The sequence below is a fragment of the Rhizobium bangladeshense genome, assembly GCF_017357245.1.
Classification (GTDB): Bacteria; Pseudomonadota; Alphaproteobacteria; order Rhizobiales; family Rhizobiaceae; genus Rhizobium; species Rhizobium bangladeshense.
Genome location: NZ_CP071612.1, coordinates 3,644,573 through 3,664,208, shown reverse-complemented (window position 1 = coordinate 3,664,208; position 19,636 = coordinate 3,644,573). Strand labels below are relative to the sequence as shown.

Genomic DNA, 19,636 nt, shown 5'->3' with positions numbered 1-19,636 from the left:
CCTTCGCGGACAACGCATAAATTATGCATCGGGGTGCAGGAAAGCTGCAGGCTCCGTCATGGTCGTGACGAGGCGGCCGGCACTGCCGTCGGCGAGCATGATCCGGTCCCAGGTGACGCGGCCGGCGGCAATCGGCAGGCGTGCATTGCCGTTGGCGCCGGTATCGAAAGTCAACGACAGCAGCCTGCCTTCGTGCCAGCCGCACTCCTCCAGAGATTGTTCGGCGGCGGCGATCTCGGCGGAGGCGTAGGAGAAAAGAGAGCGGCCGAGAAAAGCGCCGAGCGGTGCGCGCCATTCCGCCTGCCGCGGGCGAGAGGCGGACAGCAGCCGATGGGTGCTATCGCAGATCAGATGCACAGGCCGGACGGAGTCCTCGACCAGCCGCTTCAAAGCCGCATCGGCCGCAGCATATTGCGGGGAGGCGAAAATTCGCTCCAGCTTAGCAGCCAGATGGGGCGAGGGGGTAAGCTGGCCGCGCTCCAGACGCGAAACGGTCGCCTGGTCGACGCCGAGGAGTTCCGCGAGGTGCTGCTGCTTCATGCTGCGCAGCAGCCGCATGCGGCGTATGCCGGCTCCCGATATCGTCATGCGTCCTACGTCTCATATTTTCTGCCAGCATAGGTTTCGGTCGGCCGGGAGACAAGCGGGTCTGTTATTCCGGCTGGCCTTCGAGGTCGTTCTTCAGCCGGTCAAGGATGGATAGGGCATGGCCTGCATAGGCACTGATCCAGCGGTCGTGGATATGTTTAATGGGTAGGCTATTCAGATGATTCCAGCGCTCCCGGCCTTCCTTCCTGGCAATGACCAGATCCGCGTCTTCAAGCACCTTCAGATGCTGCATCACGGTGCAGCGATCCATCTCCGGGAACGCCTCGCAGAGCGCACCTGTCGTGTGGGGTTCTTTCTTCAGCAGGTCGAGGATTTCGCGGCGGCGGCGATGCGCCAAGGCTTTGAATATGAGGTCGTCGTTTGATTCGCTTGACATGTTATATTTTTATAACATAATTGTCCCGGATACAACGAAGAAGAGGAGGAAGGTCTCATGTCCCTTAATATTCGCGTCTCGGGTCGCATCGGCCGCCCAGTGGCTGACGTCTTCGACGCGGTCGTCAATCCAACGAAGCTGTCGAGCTATTTCACCACCGTCGGCGGAGCGAGCGCGCCCCTTGCGCAGGGAGTGACAGTAACGTGGTGGAAGGATGTGCCCGTCGAAGTGATCGAGCTGGTGCCCGAGAGCAAGATCGTCCTGCGCTGGGATGGCGCGACGGACGAAGACAAGAAGCCCTACAAGACGCTTGTGGAAATGAATTTCAAGCCGCTGGATGATGGCGGCACCATGGTGACCATTGCCGAAGACGGATGGCGGGACGATGAGCCCGGGCGCCGCGGAACATACCTGAACATGGAAGGATGGACGCAAATGTTCTGCTGCATGAAAGCCTTTGTCGAATATGGCATCAACCTGCGTGACGGCATGTTCCTCAGCGAGATGCGCGGCGAGCAGGCCAAAGCGCAGGAAGGTTGAGGGGAGCGTCATGAGCGATTTGATCTGGGGCGGCGTCGACGTCGCCATGAAGGTTCCGCCGCATCAGTATGACGCGACGGTTTCCTTTTACCGAGATGTGGTGAAGCTGAAGGAAATCGAAGGAAACGATATTTCCTTCGAACTCGGACCGATCCGGCTCTGGATCGACCGCGTTCCGACGATGAGCCAGGCTGAGCTTTGGCTGGAATTCCTGACGCCGGATTTCGATCGTGCTGCGGAGCATTTGGAGAAGGCCGATGTTCCGCGCTGCGATCTGATCGAGACGCTGCCGCCCGACCTCCGCGGCGGCTGGATCCTCAATCCGGCGGGTATCGTGCACCTGGTGCGGGAGACCGGCCGCGATTAACCGCCACCCGACGATCCGCGCGCCACGGATGTCCCCACACATCGGATATAAGCCGCCCGAAAGGGCGGTTATATTCTTAGAGAAGGGTGGAATTACGCTCCCAAGACGCCAGATTACCAACAGCGGGCGTCCAGCCGCGCCAAGGGTGTAATCATCGCATCTCCTTTGCGTCTGAGACTTCGCTTGCCTGTCACAACGCCGGTGTTAGTTTCCGGAATCATATTGATAAATCCCAGGAGATTTCAGATGCAGCTTGGTATGGTCGGTTTGGGCCGCATGGGCAATTACATGGTCCAGCGCCTGATGCGGGGCGGTCACGAATGCGTCGTCTACGACGCCAGGCCCGAAAGCGTTGCCGAGCTCGCAGGCCTTGGCGCGACCGGCAGCGCTTCGCTTGAGGAATTCGTCTCGAAGCTCAGCCATCCGCGTGCGATCTGGCTGATGCTGCCAGCGGCGATTGTCGACAAGGTGCTGGCGAGTCTGGTGCCGCTGCTGCAGAACGGAGATATTGTCATCGACGGCGGCAACTCCTACTATCATGACGACATCCGCCGCGGCGCAGAGCTCATCACCAAAGGCATCCATTATGTCGATGTCGGCACCAGCGGCGGCGTCTTCGGCCTGGAGCGCGGCTATTGTCTGATGATCGGCGGCGAGAAAGGCATCGTCCAGCATCTTTCGCCGATCTTCGCGACACTGGCGCCGGGGGCCGGTACGACGGAAGCCTCCCCCAACCGCAGCGCCGAGGCGGCTGCGGCCAGCACCGCTGAGCAGGGCTACCTGCATTGCGGCCCGCATGGCGCCGGTCACTTCGTCAAGATGGTGCATAACGGCATCGAATACGGCCTGATGGCTGCCTATGCCGAAGGACTTAACATCTTGAAGCGCGCTAATATTGGCGCTGCCTCGCATGAGGCCGATGCGGAAACCGCGCCGCTCGCCCACCCGGAACATTTTCAATACGACTTCAACTTGCAGGAAGTTGCCGAAGTCTGGCGCCGCGGCAGCGTCATCACCTCCTGGCTGCTCGACCTCACCGCCGATGCGCTGCATGCCGATCCGGCACTGTCGGAATATGCCGGCCGTGTTTCGGACAGCGGCGAGGGCCGCTGGACGATCATGGCGGCAATCGACGAAAGCGTGCCGACGCCGGTGCTGAGTGCGGCGCTCTACGGCCGCTTCTCGTCGCGCGACAATGACGAGTTCGCCAACAAGGTGCTGTCGGCAATGCGCGCGGGGTTCGGCGGCCACGTGGAAAAGCCGGCTCCGAAGTCGTGAAGCTCAAGGCTTCCTGCACCGATCAGACATGATCATTGAACAGAGGGCGCACTCTCGTCGTGAGGGGCGCGTCTGTCATTCCTAACCGTAGGTATGGTGTCTGTACGGCTTGCTGGCGGCAAGGGTCGCGAGTATGCATTGCCCAAGAGAAATCTTGAAGCCGCCTTCGTTCCGGCGGCCGATTACTCCATTGGAGGCGGGCATGGAGCGTAGCGTGGCGCAGGGCTTGAAGGCCGTCATATTTTGCATACTGGCATTGATGACGTTCTTGGCGATTGTTTCGCAGGCCTTCGCCCAGACGCCGGAGCAAGCGCCGGTCGCGGCCGTTCCGCCAGCGCAGGTGCGTGAGATGATGCAGCTCATGCAGGCCCCCGAGGTGAAGCAGTGGATGTCGACGCAGATGGCGGAGGCCCCTGCTGGCGACGCGGCTGCCGAAAACCCGATGTCGGTCCTATCAGGTTTGCTGCAGCATTCTCGGCGGCATGTCTCAATGGTTTCCGATGCCGCCATGACGCTGCCCTCGCAGATCGGCAATGCATCCTCGCTGCTTCTCGGTGAAATCGCTGCGACCGGCCGGGTTCGCATGATCGCTCGATTCATTGCGATCTTTCTGCTCGGTGCAATCGTCGAAAGCATCGCGCGCTATGCCTTCCGCCGCCGCCGTCGCCGTTTGGCTGCGATGGCAGGCATGCATCTGGCGCCGCGCGTCATCCCGGCGTTGATCTTTGCTGCGGCGACGGTGCTCACGCTTCTCAGCCTCGATTGGCCGCCACTCAGCCAGAGTATCGCGATCGTCTGTGTCGTTGCGCTGATCGTCCAGCGTTTTACGATCTGCCTCGGCGGTGTGCTGGTCGATCTCATTGGACTCGCGCGGGCCGAGGAGGAGCGGCAGGGTGTCACTGCTCCAATCATGCCGGGACGTTCCGTCACGCTCTTCTGGTATCGCCGTTGCGCGACCTTCGTCATCTATTTCGCTTTCGGCTGGGCGGTGATCCAGTCGATGGCGCCGCTCGGCTATACACCGAGCGCTCGGCTTCTCGTCGGTTACATCCTCGGCAACGGCCTGCTGCTGATCGCGATCGAGGGGGTCTGGTCGCGGCCGCATAAGGACGAGAAGCGCGGTTATGGAATCTCCTGGGCGCTTACCATTTATTTCATGTTGCTTTGGGGACTGTGGGTCGTGGGCTTCAACGGGCTGCTCTGGCTCGGCATCTATGTGCTGTTGCTGCCGCGCGTGCTTGCGGTCTCGACGCTTGCGGTGAAATCGCTGCAACAGACCGAAGCGAGCTTCCTCGCCACACGCCGCATCGCCGCCGTACTGCTCGACCGAGGCGTGCGGGCGCTGATTATCGCCTTTGCCGCCATCTGGCTCGGGCGGATGCTCGGCGTCGGCGCCGATACCATGGCTGCCGGCGATCGGATGGCCGACAAGATCGCGCGCGGCGTCATCGGCGGGATTGTCATCCTGCTCGCTGCTGATTTGCTCTGGCACGTCGTTAAAGCTTTTATCGACGGCAAGCTGCTCGATTCACCCTTGGACGGCACCGCGACGGACGAGGAGAAGGCCAAACATGCGCGGATTCAGACGCTGCTGCCGATCTTCCGCAACATTCTCGCCGTCGTGATCGCAGTCATCGCCGTGCTGATGGTGCTGTCGGGTCTCGGCATCGAGATCGGGCCGCTCATCGCCGGCGCAGGTGTCGTCGGCGTTGCGGTAGGCTTCGGCGCCCAGACAATCGTCAAGGACGTCATCAGCGGCATGTTCTATCTCTGGGACGATGCTTTCCGCGTCGGCGAATATATCGAAAGCGGCAGCCACAAGGGCGTCGTCGAAGCGTTCAGCCTGCGCTCGGTGAAGCTTAGGCATCACCGCGGACCGCTGACGACCGTGCCGTTTGGCGAGCTCGGCGCCGTGAAGAACTTGAATCGCGACTGGACGATCGACAAGATCAGCCTCAACGTCAAATACGATACCGATCTCGTCAAGGCGAAGAAGGTGATCAAGCAGATCGGCCAGACGCTGCTCGAGAATCCGGAATTCGGCCCGCACATCATCGAGACGCTGAAGATGAAGGGCGTCGAGCAGTTCGGTGAATTCGCGATCGAGATCCGGCTGTCGATGATGACGAAGCCCGGCGAGCAATTCGTCATCCGCCGCAATGCGCTGGCGATGATCCGCAATGCCTTCAGGGAAAACGGCATCGAATTTGCCGTCCCGACGGTGCAGGTGGCGGGCGACCGGGATGCGGAGGTGGATGCCGCCGTGGCGCGCTATGCTGTGCAGGCGCGCGCCGCGGGCGAGCCGGCGGCATGAACTCCCTCACATTGCGCCGGCCGCTGCTATCAGCAGGCCGCCGATAATGGCCATGTTGCTTTTCCAGGTGTTGATGGCGCTGTCACGGGCAGTTTCTTGCATGTCCCAGAAATTCAACAGCAGCACCGAGGCGGCAAGCGTAAAGATAATGAGGCCGAAGGCCGCCGCGGCAACGAAGAGGCCCAGCATCAAGAGGAAACCGGCGGCAATCTGAAAGACGCTGCCGGACAGCAACACCCATTTCGCAAGAGGCACGCCGCGGGCTTCGATAGCGTCGGTCAGTGGCACAGTGACGAAAAAATGATGAACGCCGCCAGCGACGAAGAGACCGCCGAGCAGCAGCCTGCCAATGACGAGCATCATGAAGGCTAGGCCATCTTGCATGTTCGGATCCCTTTCTCGCCTCTCAAACCTGCGTCATCGTCACAAAGCTCCTCGTAAGCTTACGAAAATGCAATGTGCTGCCTGGGCTCGCCTGCGCAAATTCGCCCCAATTGGGGATAATGGAGGCGCAGGCGGCGAGGCTTGGCGGCAGCGGCATTTGCTTCATTCAGCTTATATGCCTCTCATGTATGTCTTCGAAAATGATTCCCGCACAGCTAGAAATTGCGCAGGTACGAGATGTCTGGTCACGGCAATTTGGAAGAGATGCAAGAGACGGAGGGGTTCTCCTTCAGCGAGCTTTTCAGACGTTACAGGACGCCGCTGACGGCAGCCGCGACACTTCTCGTCTTCTGTCTCGTCGGTTACGCGATCATGCAGCTTACCAACGAGGTGCGTTATGACGATGTCGTCGGTGCGCTGGCGGCGACGAGGCCGAGCGCCATCCTGCTCGCGCTGTTCTTTACTGCGCTGAGTTTCCTTTCGCTGGTCTTCTACGATCTCAATGCGATCGAATATATCGGCAAGAAGCTTCCGTTTCCACATGTGGCGCTGACGGCGTTCAGCGCCTATGCGGTCGGCAACACCGCCGGCTTTGGTGCGCTCTCGGGCGGCGCAATCCGCTACCGCGCTTATTCACGTCTGGGGCTCTCGCCGGAGGATATCGGCCGCATCATCGCCTTCGTCACGCTCTCCTTCGGCCTCGGGCTCGCGGCTGTCGCGTCGATCGCGCTCATCATCATCGCCAGCGAGATCGGACCGCTGATCGGCGTCAGCGCCTTTCTCCTCCGGCTGATCGCCGGCTCGATCATCGCCATTATCGCGGCTGTGCTGATCATTGGCCGCGGAGGCCGCGTGCTCGATCTCGGCGCCGTAGCAATCCGCCTGCCGGATTCACGCACCTGGTCGCGCCAATTCCTCGTCACCGCCTTCGATATCGCCGCCTCGGCGTCGGTGCTCTACGTGCTCTTGCCGCAGACGGCCATCGGCTGGCCGGTCTTCCTCGCCGTCTATGCAATCGCCGTGGGTCTCGGCGTGCTCAGCCACGTTCCGGCCGGACTCGGCGTGTTCGAGACCGTGATCATCGCTTCGCTCGGCAGTGCGGTGAATATCGACGCGGTTCTGGGATCGCTGGTGCTCTACCGGCTGATCTACCATGTATTGCCGCTGCTCATCGCCGTTCTCGCGGTCTCGGCGGCGGAACTGCGCCGTTTTGTCGACCACCCGGCCGCCTCCAGCGTCCGCCGTATCGGCGGACGGCTGATGCCGCAGCTGCTGTCGACCTTGGCGCTGCTCCTCGGCGTGATGCTGGTGTTTTCGAGCGTCACGCCGACGCCGGACCAGGACCTGGAATTTCTCTCCAACTATCTGCCGCTGCCGATGGTCGAAGGGGCGCACTTCCTCTCCAGCCTGCTCGGGCTTGCTTTGGTGGTCGCCGCGCGCGGCCTCGGTCAGAGGCTCGACGGTGCGTGGTGGGTCGCGGTGTTCTCGGCCGTTGCCGCGTTGACCTTGTCGCTTCTGAAGGCGATCGCGCTCGTCGAAGCCGCGTTTCTCGCCTTTTTCATCTTCGGGCTTTTCGTCAGCCGACGGCTCTTCACCCGGCATGCGTCGCTGCTCAACCAGGCGATGACGGCATCCTGGCTGATGGCGATCGCCGTCATTGTCGTTGGCGCCGTCATCATCCTGCTCTTCGTCTATCGCGATGTCGAATACAGCAACCAACTCTGGTGGCAGTTCGAGTTCACCGCCGAGGCGCCGCGGGGCCTGCGCGCCTTGCTCGGTATCACCATCATCTCCTCGGCAATCGCCGTCTTCAGCCTGCTCCGGCCGGCGACCTTCCGGCCCGAGCCGGCGACGGAGGAGGCGCTGGCGCTCGCCGTCGACATCTTAAGGAAGCAAGGGAATGCCGATGCCAATCTTGTGCGCATGGGCGACAAGAGCATCATGTTTTCGGAAAAGGGCGACGCCTTCATCATGTACGGCCGGCAGGGACGCTCATGGATTGCGCTGTTCGACCCGGTTGGCGATCATCGTGCCGTGCAGGAACTCGTCTGGCGCTTCGTCGAAGCGGCGCGCGCCGCCGGCTGCCGTGCCGTCTTCTACCAGATCTCGCCGGCGCTGCTCTCCCATTGCGCCGATGCCGGCCTTCGCGCCTTCAAGCTTGGCGAACTGGCGGTGGCAGATCTCCGAACCTTCGAAATGAAGGGCGGCAAATGGGCAAACCTTCGTCAGACGGCGAGCCGCGCTCAGCGCGACGGGCTGGAGTTCGCCGTCGTCGAACCCGAAAACGTGTCCGGCATCATCGATGATCTCGCCGCCGTTTCGACGGCCTGGCTCGAACATCACAATGCCAAGGAAAAAGGCTTCTCGCTCGGTTCCTTCGATCCCGACTACGTCTGCTCGCAGCCGGTCGGCATCCTGAAGAAGGACGGCAAGGTCGTCGCCTTCGCCAATATCCTCATCACCGAATTGAGGGAGGAGGCGACGATCGATCTCATGCGCTTCTCGCCGGACGCGCCGAAGGGGTCGATGGACTTTCTCTTCGTGCAGATCATGGAATATTTGCGCAGCCTGGGTTTTACTCATTTCAATCTCGGCATGGCGCCCCTCTCCGGCATGTCGAAACGCGAAGCCGCGCCGGTCTGGGACCGTATCGGCAGCACCGTCTTCGAACACGGCGAGCGCTTCTATAACTTCAAAGGCCTTCGGGCATTCAAATCCAAGTTTCATCCGCACTGGCAACCGCGCTATCTTGCGGTTTCCGGAGGAGGCAATCCGATGATCGCGTTGATGGACGCGACATTTCTGATCGGGGGCGGATTGAAAGGGGTAGTGAGAAAATGATCAGGACAATCCTTCTAGCCACGGCATGCGCCTGCATGCTCGCGGCCGCACCGGCTGATGCCGCCGAAGAGACCAAGCAGAGCTTCGAAACCGGGCTCATTCCGTCGCCGCACATTTTCCTGCCGGAAGGGGAGGTGAAGGGCACGGTAATGCTGATCTCAGATGCCGCAGGCTGGGGCGATTTTGAGAAGGCCGAGGCCGACAGGCTCGTCTCCGAGGGGGCTGTCGTCATCGGCGTCGACTTTCCCTCCTACGCGGGGGCACTTAACCGCTATGACGTCAGCCTCAACGACGGCTGTGTCTATATGGTCTCGGACATCGAGTCGCTAAGCCAGCAGGTCCAGCGTGCGACCGGCAACAATGCCTATCACCTGCCGATCGTTGCAGGCATTGGCGAGGGCGGGGCCCTGGCGTTGGCGATCGCTGCGCAGACGCCGGATGCGACGATCGGCCAGACGCTTGCGATCGATCCTAAAGCAGGCATTTCGCTCGCCAAGGAGCTTTGTACGCCCGCTTCCAAACAGGTGGTCGGGGGACGCACGGTCTATGGTCTCAACGATGGAGCGTTGCCGGATCCAGTTATCACGGTCTTCACGCCCAACGCGGACAAAGACGGCAGGGCGCATGCCGAGGCGCTGAAGAAGGCCCATCCCGAAATCGAGATCCGCGATTCCACCGACGATGCGCAGACGGTATTTGGCGATACTCTCGATGATCTCGTCACCGCCTCCGGCGCCTTCGGCAATCCGCTCGGCCTGCCGCTGGCGGTGCTCGAGGCGACGCCTGCCTTCGATACGATGGCGGTGATCTATTCCGGCGACGGCGGCTGGCGCGACATCGACAAGGAAGTCGGCGGCACGCTGCAGAAGGAAGGCATTCCCGTGGTCGGCGTCGATTCGCTTCATTATTTCTGGTCGGAGCGCAAGCCGGAGGAGACAGCAAGCGATCTCTCGAAGATTATCGACTTCTACCGCAAGCAGTGGAAGGTGAAGCATGTGCTGCTCGTCGGCTATTCTTTCGGCGCCGACGTCGTGCCCGCGACCTATCAGCTTCTCAAGCCAGCCGAGAAGTCCTCGGTGGTGCAGTTGTCGCTGCTGTCGCTCTCGCACGAAGTCGATTACGTCATCTCCGTTCTTGGTTGGCTTGGCCAGAAAACGGAAGGGGCGGCAGGCGATCCGGTCGCCGACCTGAAAAACGTCGATCCGAAGCTCGTGCAGTGCATCTATGGCAAGGATGATGATGACGATGTCGCCTGTCCGGCGGTGAGGGATAGCGGGGCCGAGGTCATCGAGTTGCCTGGCGACCATCACTTCGATGAGAATTACGACCTCCTGACCAAGACGATCATCGACGGGCTGAAAAAGCGGCTACAACATTAACGCATCAGCGTTTCTTCGTTCCAACCGAATTCGGCGAGTTCCTTGCCGCGATATCTCGCGTCGTCGGCTACGATGAATTCGTCGAGCTGCGGCGGGGCGACGCTGGTTCCGGCGAGCATCGCATGCACCTGGCCGCGATGATGGGTCTGGTGCTGGAAAAGGTGGGCGAGCACGTCTTCCAGCCGCTCCTTCTGGATGCGGTCACCACGATCGAGACTGACGGTGGAGACCAGCTTCTCTGGAGTCAGCGCCTGGCAAAGTGCCGTCAGGCGATGGTCGATCCTTGCCTGCGCTTCAGCCAGCGATCCAACGTCATCGAAAGGTTCGTCGACCTCGAAGGCCTTGAGCCCGAGAGTGCCGCCTTCCATCGCGTCGACATAGAACCAGTCGACCGTGATGATGTGGTTCAAAGTTGCCTTAATTGACGGGAAGAAGCTCGTGCGCGGGGCTTCGAACTCGCCGGGCTTCAATGCAGCGCAGGCCTGAAGCAGGCGGCGGTTGGCAAGGGCATTATTATAAGCGAGTTTGCGAAATGACCTGACGGGATCGAAGGTCGGCATTGGCGCATCTCCTCTTCAGGCGCTACTTGCGTCAGTTCCGGTCGTCGAGATTGCCATCGCGCCAGACGAGGTGGAGTGGCGCGGCAGGCAGCGTCTCGATTACATCGGCGATGAAATAGGGCGGGATGTCGAGGTCGATCAGAGCCTTTCGCGTTGCGGGCACCAATTTGAATTCGAGATGGTTGTCGCCATCCTCGACGCGATGGATGATTTCGTGCGGCCGGAGGGGAATTGCGGCGGGATTTCGATGAGATAATAAAAACTGAGTTCGTGCCAGTCGCGTTGCTCGAAGTGGAAAAAATTCTCGACTATCCAGAGCACGTTCCGCCGATTTCGGCCGTGCCGCCAGGAAAAGTCCGGAAAGGCTCCTGCTCGGCGCGATGAACAAGCACATTGCGATCGCGAAGGGCGAGGCCGGCGATGCGATGGTTGAAACGTCCGACGCCCGCAGTCAGGCGAATGCGCTTGCTCATGCCGTTCTATCCGAGATCGATCACGACGATTTCCGGCGGCACGCCAAAGCGGACCGGCGCAATGGAGCAGCCGAGGCCGCCGGAGACGATGATGTTACGCCCTTGTTCGACGATATGGCCATAGGCGTAGCGATTGCCGTAACGCGAGGGGACGACCGGCGAACGACCGAGGAAGCGGATCTGTCCGCCATGCGTGTGGCCCGACAGCGTCAGCGAGACGCGCTCGGGCACGCGCGGAAAGATATCGGGCTCATGAGCGAGCAGGATGACGGGTGCGTTGTCAGTGACCTGAGCCATGGTTCCATCGAGATCGTCAAGGCCGAGCATGCGCTTGCGACCCCATTTCCTGCCGGGCAGCAGCGCCAACTGATCTTCTAGCCCCGCTAGCCAGAAGCCATGTCCGTCCTTTTCGAGCCGCACGGCGCGATTGGCGTATACCGAAACCCCCACATTGGCGAGCGCCCGGTGTCCGAAGGTGTCCATCCCGCCGTTCTTCTGGGCGGTTCTATCCTCCCACCAATCGTGATTGCCCATGATCGCATGCACCCCGAGCGGGGCCTGCAGGGTGGCGAGCGCCTTGGACCATTGGCTCGAATGCACGTACTGCGTCACCATGTTCATGCCCGAGGCATAATCGCCGAGAAGAACGGTCACGTCGCCTTCGAGTTCGTTCGCCTTGCGGCAGATCGCGGCAATGCGGTTGACCGACATCCAGGGTTCACAGGCATGGAGATCGGCGAGGGCGACGATGCGGAGCTTGAGGCCGGGTGTCCATCCCGGTGGTGTCAGCCTGTATCGGGTGATGCTGAGCCGGGCGAGAGGTTCATAGGCGAGGGCGTAACCACCGAGCGACATGAGGCCTGCGACGCTGCCGCCGACAAGCTTGAAAAATCTGCGGCGGGTGATCACTCAGTCGTCCTCCTGGAACAGCCGGAACTGCGCAGCCTCCATGTCCTTTGGCGGCTGCATTCCCAGATGCTTCCACGCGATTGCGGTCAGAACACGGCCGCGTGGCGTGCGCTGAATGAAACCCTGCTGGATCATATAGGGCTCGATGATATCCTCGATCGCGTCGCGCGGCTCGGAAAGGCCGGCGGCGATGGTTTCGATACCGACCGGGCCGCCGCCGAAGTTGACGGCGATCATGTTGAGGTAGCGCTTGTCGAGCTGATCGAGGCCGACATTATCGACCAGCAGGCGGGTCAGCGCCTCATCGGCGATCTCGCGGGTGACGGCCTCGGCCCTTGCCACTTCGGCGAAATCGCGCACGCGCCGCAGCAGCCGGCCGGCGATACGCGGCGTGCCGCGGGCGCGCCTGGCGATCTCGCGTGCGCCCTCATCGGTCATCGGCAGGTTCATCAGCCGCGCGCCGCGGCGCACGATCAGTTCCAGCTCTTCGACAGTATAGAAGCTGAGCCGCACCGGGATGCCGAAACGATCGCGCAACGGTGTCGTCAACAGGCCGAGGCGGGTGGTGGCGGCGACGAGTGTGAATTTCGACAGATCGATCTTCACCGAGCGGGCGGCAGGGCCTTCGCCGATGATGAGGTCGAGCTGGAAATCCTCCATAGCAGGATAGAGGATTTCCTCGACGGCGGGATTGAGGCGGTGAATTTCATCGATGAAGAGCACGTCACGCTCTTCGAGATTGGTGAGCAGGGCGGCGAGGTCGCCGGCCTTGGCGATCACCGGGCCTGAGGTCGATCGGAAGTTGACGCCGAGCTCCTTGGCCATGATCTGCGCCAGCGTCGTTTTGCCGAGTCCGGGCGGTCCGACGAAGAGTACATGGTCGAGCGCCTCGCCGCGGTTTTTGGCCGCCTCGATGAAGATCTTGAGATTGGCGCGCGCCTCGGCCTGGCCGGTAAACTCGTCCAGCGATTGCGGGCGCAACGTCACATCAAGGTCTTCGCCCCGCTTTTCCGGCGATATCAGGCGGGCGGGTTCACTCATGCTCTCATTCCGTTTCGAAAACTCTCACACCAATACACGAAAAAACGGCTGCCTCGATATCCAACCGTTGATTTTCCGCCCTTCACCGCGCCAATTCCTTCAAACCCAGCCTGATCAGCTTGGCGCTATCGGCGCCTTCGCCGGCCGCTTTCATCGCCGCGGCAACGGCATTTGCCGCCTGGTCTCTGCTGTAGCCGAGATTGGTCAATGCAGAAACCGCATCGGCAACCGGTGCGGCAGCGACGCCTTCGCCGAGTTCCTGCTTGAGGGCGATATTGATCGCTTCGCCGGCATAGGCCGGCGCCCGGTTCTTGAGCTCGGTGACGAGCCGCATCGCCACTTTCGGGCCGACGCCCGGTGCGCGCGAGACGGCGGCGCGGTCCTGGAGGGCGATCGCATTGGCAAGTTCGCCCGGCGTCAGCGTCGAGAGCACGGCGAGCGCCACCTTGGCGCCGACGCCCTGGACGCTCTGCAGCAGGTTGAACCATTCCCTTTCCAGCGCCGTTATGAAGCCGAAGAGCCTCAACTGATCCTCGCGCACATAAGTTTCGATGAAAAGCACACAGGCTTCGCCCGCCGATCCGAGCTTGGACAGGGTTCGCGCCGAGCAATAGGCGACGTAGCAGACACCGTGCACATCAACGAGCACATAGTCTTCGCCGATCTCGTCTATGGTGCCTTTCAGCTTGCCGATCATGGTCACGGTCTTTCAAGGGTGCGTTTCGGGGGAAATGATTTCGAGCTCCGGGAAATAGGAGCTGTAGCGCGCGCCATCACGCGTCAAAAGGCGATGCGATCGAACGAGGGCATGTGCACCGATGAAGAACTCCGGCAGAGTGCGCTCGCGCAAGCCGCCGCCTCTTCGATACTGTGCGTGCGCCATGCCTGCGCGATAAGCGGCAGAAAACGGCAAAGCCTCACGGATCAGGTTTAACCGTGACAGGAGAAATGCAAGAGTTTCCTCACGTGGGGTCATGCTTGCCAGCTCCGCCCAGACGACCGGCGTCATGATGAATTGTGAATCCGGCCGCAATGCGCTCAAGGCGCGCGCGGACCATTCCCTGAAGGGGTTGTCAGGGCCGAAGATGTCGATGAAGATGTTCGTATCAATAAGAACCGAGGTCATCGCGCGGTCCCCTCAGCCATTCCATGAATTTCTCTGTCGTCATGCCGCCGGTGTCGAGGGTACCGCTCATGCTGTCGAGCCAGGACTCAAAATCGTCCTGCGACGCTTCCGGGCGGCTGGAAAGAACGACGAGCCGGGCACCCTTTTCATCGGCGATGAAATCCACCTCGGATCCCGGGCCAATCTTCAAACGGTCCCTGATGTCCTTAGGAATGGTCACCTGACCCTTTTCCGTCACGCGCATGGTAATACCTCTGAGGTATTACTTACCAGCGAATGAGAACAAGTCAAGAACGAATTATCCGACCAATGCCTGACGCATCCGGCTGCCGCCGCGATTGTGAGCATGGCAAATGGCGATCGCCAAGGCGTCGGCGGCGTCATCGCCCTTGAATGCAACCTTCGGCATCAGGATCTTCAACATCATGTGAATCTGTTGCTTTTCGCCGTGACCGACGCCGATGACCGCCTTCTTCACGGCGTTCGGTGCGTATTCCGAGACCGGCAGTCCGGCGCGTGCCGGCACCAGCATGGCGATGCCGCGGGCCTGGCCGAGCTTCAGGGTCGCCACGGCATCCTTGTTGACGAAGGTCTGTTCGACGGCGGCTTCATCCGGCTTGTGAGCGTGGACGATATCGGCGAGGCCGTCATGCAACTGGCAGAGGCGGGAGGCGAGGTCCATCTCGCTATCGGATGTCACGGTTCCCGACGCCACGAACCTCAGGGAATTGCCCAATGTCTCGATAATTCCCCAGCCAGTGCGGCGAAGACCAGGATCAATGCCAATGATGCGAATCGTATTTTGCATGGTTCAACCTATAGCGACTGCGAAATAAGTGCCATCGATATGTGAACAAAACAAAAACACCGTCGGTTTTAGGGCGGGTCATTTACCGCGAATTAAAAGAGATGCCTGAATTCTAGTTCATCGAATGTGAGAGGAGCTCGTTCACGAAGAATTGGGCTCCCGATGTTCTGTTGACAGGTCGGCCGGTTGGGGATGCACTGTGTGCCCCGGCCGGCAGGCGCCGTTCGGAAGGGTTCGTTGTATATGGCTCAGAGATTTCAATCCCTGTCCTTCAAGGTTATTGGCACATTCATCCTGATGACCGTGGTGTCGATCGCGGTCATCGACGTGCTTGCCTATTTCGCCAGCAGCCGCATTTCGGACGAGCAGGCGCTGAAGGCCAAGGAAAGCGTGCTGATCTTCCGTGGCGACATGTTGCAGGACCAACTGGCGCAGCTCGAGAACCAGGCCAATTCCATTGCGCGCATCGAGGCGCTGCAGATGTCGATCACCAGCTTGAAGAGCGGCTGGAAGACAATCCAGAAGACTTCGGGCGATGCCCGCGCCGAGCTGAAGAAGGTTTTTATCGAGGGCAATCCCAACCCGGCCGATCAGCGCGAGAAGCTGATGAAACCGGAGGGACCGAGCGGTTTCTATTATTCGAACCATGAACAGACGCAGGGCGAAGTCGCCCGCGACCTCGAAGGTACTGCCTTCAGCGATTTGCTGATCGCCGATCTCGATGGTACCGTCCTTTATTCCTATAAGAAGGAGAACGACTTCGCCGAGAACCTGAAGTCGGACGCCTGGAAGACAACCGGCGCCGGCGAAGCCTTCGCCAAGGCGATCGAGAATACCGCCAAGGCGAGCGATGACGCCGCGCCGACAGGTTTTTCCGGCCTGCGCGTCGATGCCGCCAGCGGTAAACCGGCGATCTTCTATGCCGTGCCGATCGTCAAGCTCGGAGCGGCCAAGGGCATCTTCCTCTTCAAGGTGCGCGAGGACATCGTCACCAGCATTCTTGGCAAGGGCATCATCCAGGGGAGCACGGCGAGGACGGCAATCGTCTCCGGCGATGGTTCCGCGGTCGGTCTCGACGCGAACGGCAGGCTTGCGCAACTGGATGCGACGCCTTTCACCTTTATCAAGGACGCGCTCGCCAGCTCCGCGATGACCGTGGCCGATTTTGACAGGGCGGATGGTGCGGCCCGCGCCTATGTCCGTGGCATCGACTATCGCGGCGGCCGCTTTCTCGTGGTCGAGAGCGTGCTGCTCAGCGAGCTCAATGCCGGCTCTATCGAAATCGCCACTTTGCTCACGATGATTGGCTTGGGTGTGCTCGTCGTCATGGCGATCGCAACCGGACTCGTCACCAATTTCCTTTTTTCGCCGCTGGCGCGGCTTGCCGGCGTCACCCGCGATGTCGCCGATGGTAAGCTCGACAGCGAGATCGGCAGCCTGAACCGCAAGGACGAGATCGGCACGATGGCGAAAGCGCTTGCCCGCTTCCGGCAGTCGCTTATCGAAGGCCGCGAACTCGAAGCGGCAAGCGAAGTGACACGCCTGCAGGCCGAGCAGGAGCGCCAGCGGAATCTCGCCGAGCGGGAGGCCGAGGCGAAGTCGCTGCAGCAGGTGGTGGAAGCGCTCGACGAGGGCCTGCATCATCTGGCAGGCGGCGATCTCGCCTACCAGATCGACAACCGCTTCCCGAACGAGCTCGAAAGCCTGCGCGTCAATTTCAACGAGGCGCTCGCAACACTCAGCGAAACCATGACGGCGATCGGCGGCAACTCGATGGCGGTGCGCGCCGGCTCCGAGGAGATGCGCACGGGCGCCGACGAGCTTGCCGGGCGCACGGAACGGCAGGCCGGCTCGATCACCGAGACGGCGAACGCGATCAGCGCCATCACTCAGTCCGTCCGCCGCCAGATCGAGCGGGCCGAACAGGCCGAGCGCATCGCCCGCGACGCGAAGAAGGAGACGACCGGCTCCAGCCAGATCATGCGGGAGACGATTGCGGCGATGGAGGCGATCCAGGCCTCCTCGCGCCAGATCAACACGATCATATCGGTCATCGACGACATCGCCTTCCAGACCAACCTCCTGGCGCTCAATGCCGGCGTCGAAGCGGCGCGCGCGGGAGAATCGGGCAAAGGCTTTGCCGTCGTCGCTATGGAAGTCCGGGAACTCGCCCAACGCTCATCGAGCGCGGCAAAGGAAATCTCCAGCCTGCTGCAGAAGTCGACGCATGAGGTCGAAAGCGGCGTTGCCTTGGTCGAAAAGGCCGGCGTTGCCCTGACCGGCATCGGCGCCCATGTCGAGGCGATCAACGGGCAGATCAACGAGATCATGGAATCGACCCGCGAGGAGGCCAATACCTTGCGCGAGATCAACAACGCCGTGGCCGAACTCGATGCGATGACGCAGCAGAACGCCTCAATGGTCGAGGAGACGACGGCGGCAATCCACCGGCTGGCGACGGAAGCTGTGGAAATGGACCGCCAGCTCGGCAATTTCACGCTGCCGCAGGGGCATTACAGGCCGAGCGCAGAGGTTCATGTGCTGCGTCGTCACCGGTGAGGCGCCGCTTGCGATCTTCGACAAGGGCCGCCTCGCGCGGCCCTTTTGTTTGCATGGATTGTTTGGAATGGGGCGGGCGCCAACCTACATAGACGGCATCCTTCAACTGCCCCGCAGGTTCCCATGGTTCCCTTCTCCATACTTGACCTTTCTCCCGTTGCCGAAGGCAGCACCGTGCGCCAGTCGCTCGAAAGCTCGGCGCGCATGGCTCAGAAGGCTGAAGAATTCGGTTACAAGCGCTTCTGGCTCGCCGAGCATCACGGCATGCCGGGAATCGCCAGCGCGGCGACCGCCGTCGTCATCGGCCATGTCGGCGCCGCCACCAAGCGCATTCGCATCGGCTCCGGCGGCGTCATGCTGCCCAATCATTCGCCCCTCGTGATTGCCGAACAGTTCGGCACGCTGGAGGCGCTCTTTCCCGGCCGCATCGATCTCGGCCTCGGGCGAGCGCCGGGAACGGACATGCGCACGGCACAGGCGCTGCGGCGCAATCTCGAGGCGGGCGCGAATAGCTTTCCGAATGACGTCGTGGAATTGCAGCAGCTTCTCGGCACGCCGGTCGAGAACCAAGCAATCCTAGCGGTCCCGGGCAGTGGTTCGCATATTCCGATCTGGCTGCTCGGCTCCAGCCTCTACAGCGCCCAGCTCGCCGCGATGCTTGGGCTTCCCTATGCCTTCGCCTCGCATTTCGCACCCGACATGCTGCTCGATGCGATCGCGATCTACCGCGACCGCTTCCAGCCCTCGACGACGCTCGACAAGCCCCATGTAATGGTCGGCGTCATGGGCGCGGTGGCGGCGACGGACGAGGAAGCACGCTACCATTTCACGTCGGCCCAGCAGCAATTCGTCAACCTGCGCCGCAATGTCCGTGGTCCCTTCCCACGCCCGGTGGCCGATATGGAAGGCTTCTGGTCGCCGATGGAGAAGATGAACGTCGAACACACGCTGCGTTACGCCGTGGTCGGCTCGCCGGAGACGGCGGAGGCGAAACTGTCGGAATTTCTCAAAGAGACGCAGGCCGACGAGGTGATCATCTCGATGCCGATTCATGATATCGAGGCGCGGCTGAAGTCGGTGGAACTGTTCGCAGGTCTTGGAAATTTCATGCGGGTCGCTGCGTAGGAAAGTAGGCGGCATCCCGAGAGACGGAAAACCCGGCGTCACGGCCGGGTTTCATTGGAAAAGTTCAGGCCGAAAGCTTCGCCAGGACCTCTTCCGAGACCTCGAAGTTTGAATAGACGTTCTGCACGTCATCGTCGTCTTCGAGCGAGTCGATCAGCTTCATCAGCGACTGCGCCTTTTCCTCGTCCACCGGCACGTTGTTCTGGGCGCGCCAGACGGCCTTGACGGTTTCTGCTTCGCCGAGGCTTGCCTCCAGCGCTTTCGACACTTCACCGAGGGCTTCAAAGGCGCAGGTGATGTAGTGGCCCTCCTCGTCTGTCTCGACGTCGTCGGCCCCGGCCTCGATCGCGGCTTCCATCACCATGTCGGCGTCGCCAACGGAAAGTTTGTAGGTAATTTCGCCGACATGATCGAAGGAGAAGGAAACGGAACCGGTTTCCCCAAGAGCGCCGCCGGCCTTGGTGAAGATCGAGCGGACGTTGGAAGCGGTGCGGTTGCGATTGTCGGTCAGGGCCTCGACGATGATCGCCGTGCCGCCCGGGCCATAACCCTCGTAGCGGACTTCATCATAGTTCTCGCCTTCGGCGCCGGCGGCCTTCTTGATGGCGCGGTCGATATTGTCCTTCGGCATGGACTGGGCCTTGGCGTTCTGGATTGCCAGGCGAAGACGGGCGTTCATCGACGGGTCGGGCAGGCCGGCCTTGGCCGCAACGGTGATTTCGCGCGCAAGCTTGGAGAACATTTTCGAACGCACGGCATCCTGACGGCCTTTGCGGTGCATAATGTTTTTAAACTGTGAATGGCCAGCCATGGCACCCCTGTTCACGTCTCATTGTTCGGAATGGGCCGCCTTATAAGAGCGAAACGGCAGCCGTTCAAGGGAAAAGCAGTTCGGAACAAAGGCGAAAGGATGACGTTTCAACCGAACTCCATCCAACCGAAAGGAA

General features: G+C 61.2%; 19 protein-coding genes and 1 pseudogene. 8 read left to right on the top strand and 12 right to left on the bottom strand.

What is annotated here, in order from left to right:
* Positions 1 to 21: 21 nt before the first annotated feature.
* Both J2J98_RS17725 and J2J98_RS17720 read right to left on the bottom strand, forming a co-directional pair.
* Positions 22 to 588: a helix-turn-helix transcriptional regulator gene (locus tag J2J98_RS17725; RefSeq protein ID WP_064712147.1), complete on the bottom strand. Its 567-nt coding sequence runs from the start codon at positions 586 to 588 to the stop codon at positions 22 to 24.
* Positions 589 to 652: 64 nt separating this feature from the next.
* Positions 653 to 985 carry an ArsR/SmtB family transcription factor gene (locus J2J98_RS17720; RefSeq protein WP_064708795.1) on the bottom strand — a complete coding sequence of 111 codons (333 nt, stop codon included), beginning with the start codon at positions 983 to 985 and terminating at the stop codon, positions 653 to 655.
* 57 nt (positions 986 to 1,042) lie between these two features.
* Between J2J98_RS17720 and J2J98_RS17715 the strand changes: the two genes are divergently transcribed.
* The 4 genes from J2J98_RS17715 (at position 1,043) to J2J98_RS17700 (ending at position 5,484) form a co-directional block, all read left to right on the top strand.
* On the top strand, positions 1,043 to 1,525 hold the full coding sequence (locus J2J98_RS17715) for an SRPBCC domain-containing protein (protein ID WP_064708796.1): 483 nt from the start codon (positions 1,043 to 1,045) through the stop codon (positions 1,523 to 1,525).
* A 10-nt stretch (positions 1,526 to 1,535) separates the two neighbouring features.
* Complete coding sequence (locus J2J98_RS17710; protein ID WP_138394840.1) at positions 1,536 to 1,892, top strand: VOC family protein; 357 nt, start codon at positions 1,536 to 1,538, stop codon at positions 1,890 to 1,892.
* Between the two features lie 246 nt (positions 1,893 to 2,138).
* Positions 2,139 to 3,170: a phosphogluconate dehydrogenase (NAD(+)-dependent, decarboxylating) gene (gnd, locus tag J2J98_RS17705; protein ID WP_207601726.1), complete on the top strand. Its 1,032-nt coding sequence runs from the start codon at positions 2,139 to 2,141 to the stop codon at positions 3,168 to 3,170.
* A 202-nt stretch (positions 3,171 to 3,372) separates the two neighbouring features.
* A complete protein-coding gene (locus J2J98_RS17700; protein WP_207601725.1) occupies positions 3,373 to 5,484 on the top strand; it encodes a mechanosensitive ion channel family protein in 2,112 nt (703 codons plus the stop codon).
* Between the two features lie 6 nt (positions 5,485 to 5,490).
* On the opposite strand, the gene J2J98_RS17695 is transcribed toward J2J98_RS17700, so the two are convergent.
* Positions 5,491 to 5,868, bottom strand: coding sequence for a DoxX family protein (locus J2J98_RS17695; protein WP_064708800.1), 378 nt, complete (start codon positions 5,866 to 5,868; stop codon positions 5,491 to 5,493).
* A 237-nt stretch (positions 5,869 to 6,105) separates the two neighbouring features.
* Between J2J98_RS17695 and mprF the strand changes: the two genes are divergently transcribed.
* Both mprF and J2J98_RS17685 read left to right on the top strand, forming a co-directional pair.
* Positions 6,106 to 8,709: a bifunctional lysylphosphatidylglycerol flippase/synthetase MprF gene (gene mprF / locus J2J98_RS17690; protein WP_207601724.1), complete on the top strand. Its 2,604-nt coding sequence runs from the start codon at positions 6,106 to 6,108 to the stop codon at positions 8,707 to 8,709.
* Complete coding sequence (locus tag J2J98_RS17685) at positions 8,706 to 10,088, top strand: virulence factor family protein (protein WP_207601723.1); 1,383 nt, start codon at positions 8,706 to 8,708, stop codon at positions 10,086 to 10,088. Before mprF ends, J2J98_RS17685 begins: the two co-directional genes overlap by 4 nt.
* Here the strand turns inward: J2J98_RS17685 and J2J98_RS17680 are convergent.
* From J2J98_RS17680 to ruvC, 8 genes and pseudogenes are all read right to left on the bottom strand, one after another.
* Positions 10,085 to 10,648 carry a DinB family protein gene (locus tag J2J98_RS17680; protein ID WP_207601722.1) on the bottom strand — a complete coding sequence of 188 codons (564 nt, stop codon included), beginning with the start codon at positions 10,646 to 10,648 and terminating at the stop codon, positions 10,085 to 10,087. The two genes, J2J98_RS17685 and J2J98_RS17680, sit on opposite strands and share 4 nt — an antisense overlap.
* A gap of 31 nt (positions 10,649 to 10,679) precedes the next feature.
* A pseudogene (locus J2J98_RS17675) lies at positions 10,680 to 11,121 on the bottom strand (NUDIX hydrolase).
* Between the two features lie 6 nt (positions 11,122 to 11,127).
* The gene (locus J2J98_RS17670; protein ID WP_207601721.1) at positions 11,128 to 12,030 is read right to left on the bottom strand and encodes a metallophosphoesterase; all 903 of its coding nucleotides are present in this window, start codon (positions 12,028 to 12,030) and stop codon (positions 11,128 to 11,130) included.
* Entirely contained in the window at positions 12,031 to 13,071 is a 1,041-nt protein-coding gene (ruvB, locus tag J2J98_RS17665; protein ID WP_064708805.1) for a Holliday junction branch migration DNA helicase RuvB, read from the bottom strand. It lies immediately after the preceding gene.
* 82 nt (positions 13,072 to 13,153) lie between these two features.
* The gene (gene ruvA, locus J2J98_RS17660) at positions 13,154 to 13,768 is read right to left on the bottom strand and encodes a Holliday junction branch migration protein RuvA (RefSeq protein ID WP_207603161.1); all 615 of its coding nucleotides are present in this window, start codon (positions 13,766 to 13,768) and stop codon (positions 13,154 to 13,156) included.
* A gap of 12 nt (positions 13,769 to 13,780) precedes the next feature.
* Entirely contained in the window at positions 13,781 to 14,197 is a 417-nt protein-coding gene (locus tag J2J98_RS17655) for a type II toxin-antitoxin system VapC family toxin (RefSeq protein WP_207601720.1), read from the bottom strand.
* The gene (locus J2J98_RS17650) at positions 14,178 to 14,441 is read right to left on the bottom strand and encodes an AbrB/MazE/SpoVT family DNA-binding domain-containing protein (RefSeq protein ID WP_207601719.1); all 264 of its coding nucleotides are present in this window, start codon (positions 14,439 to 14,441) and stop codon (positions 14,178 to 14,180) included. The genes J2J98_RS17655 and J2J98_RS17650 overlap by 20 nt, the downstream gene beginning before the upstream one ends.
* Positions 14,442 to 14,495: 54 nt before the next feature.
* Positions 14,496 to 15,005 (bottom strand): crossover junction endodeoxyribonuclease RuvC, encoded by a 510-nt coding sequence (ruvC, locus tag J2J98_RS17645; RefSeq protein ID WP_064708809.1) that lies wholly within the window; start codon positions 15,003 to 15,005, stop codon positions 14,496 to 14,498.
* A gap of 243 nt (positions 15,006 to 15,248) precedes the next feature.
* Between ruvC and J2J98_RS17640 the strand changes: the two genes are divergently transcribed.
* Together J2J98_RS17640 and J2J98_RS17635 are read left to right on the top strand one after the other, a co-directional pair.
* Positions 15,249 to 17,564, top strand: a complete 2,316-nt coding sequence (locus J2J98_RS17640; protein ID WP_207601718.1) for a methyl-accepting chemotaxis protein — start codon at positions 15,249 to 15,251, stop codon at positions 17,562 to 17,564.
* Positions 17,565 to 17,687: 123 nt separating this feature from the next.
* Positions 17,688 to 18,689 (top strand): LLM class flavin-dependent oxidoreductase, encoded by a 1,002-nt coding sequence (locus tag J2J98_RS17635; RefSeq protein ID WP_207601717.1) that lies wholly within the window; start codon positions 17,688 to 17,690, stop codon positions 18,687 to 18,689.
* Between the two features lie 64 nt (positions 18,690 to 18,753).
* On the opposite strand, the gene J2J98_RS17630 is transcribed toward J2J98_RS17635, so the two are convergent.
* Positions 18,754 to 19,500, bottom strand: coding sequence for a YebC/PmpR family DNA-binding transcriptional regulator (locus tag J2J98_RS17630; protein WP_064708812.1), 747 nt, complete (start codon positions 19,498 to 19,500; stop codon positions 18,754 to 18,756).
* Positions 19,501 to 19,636 lie beyond the last annotated feature (136 nt).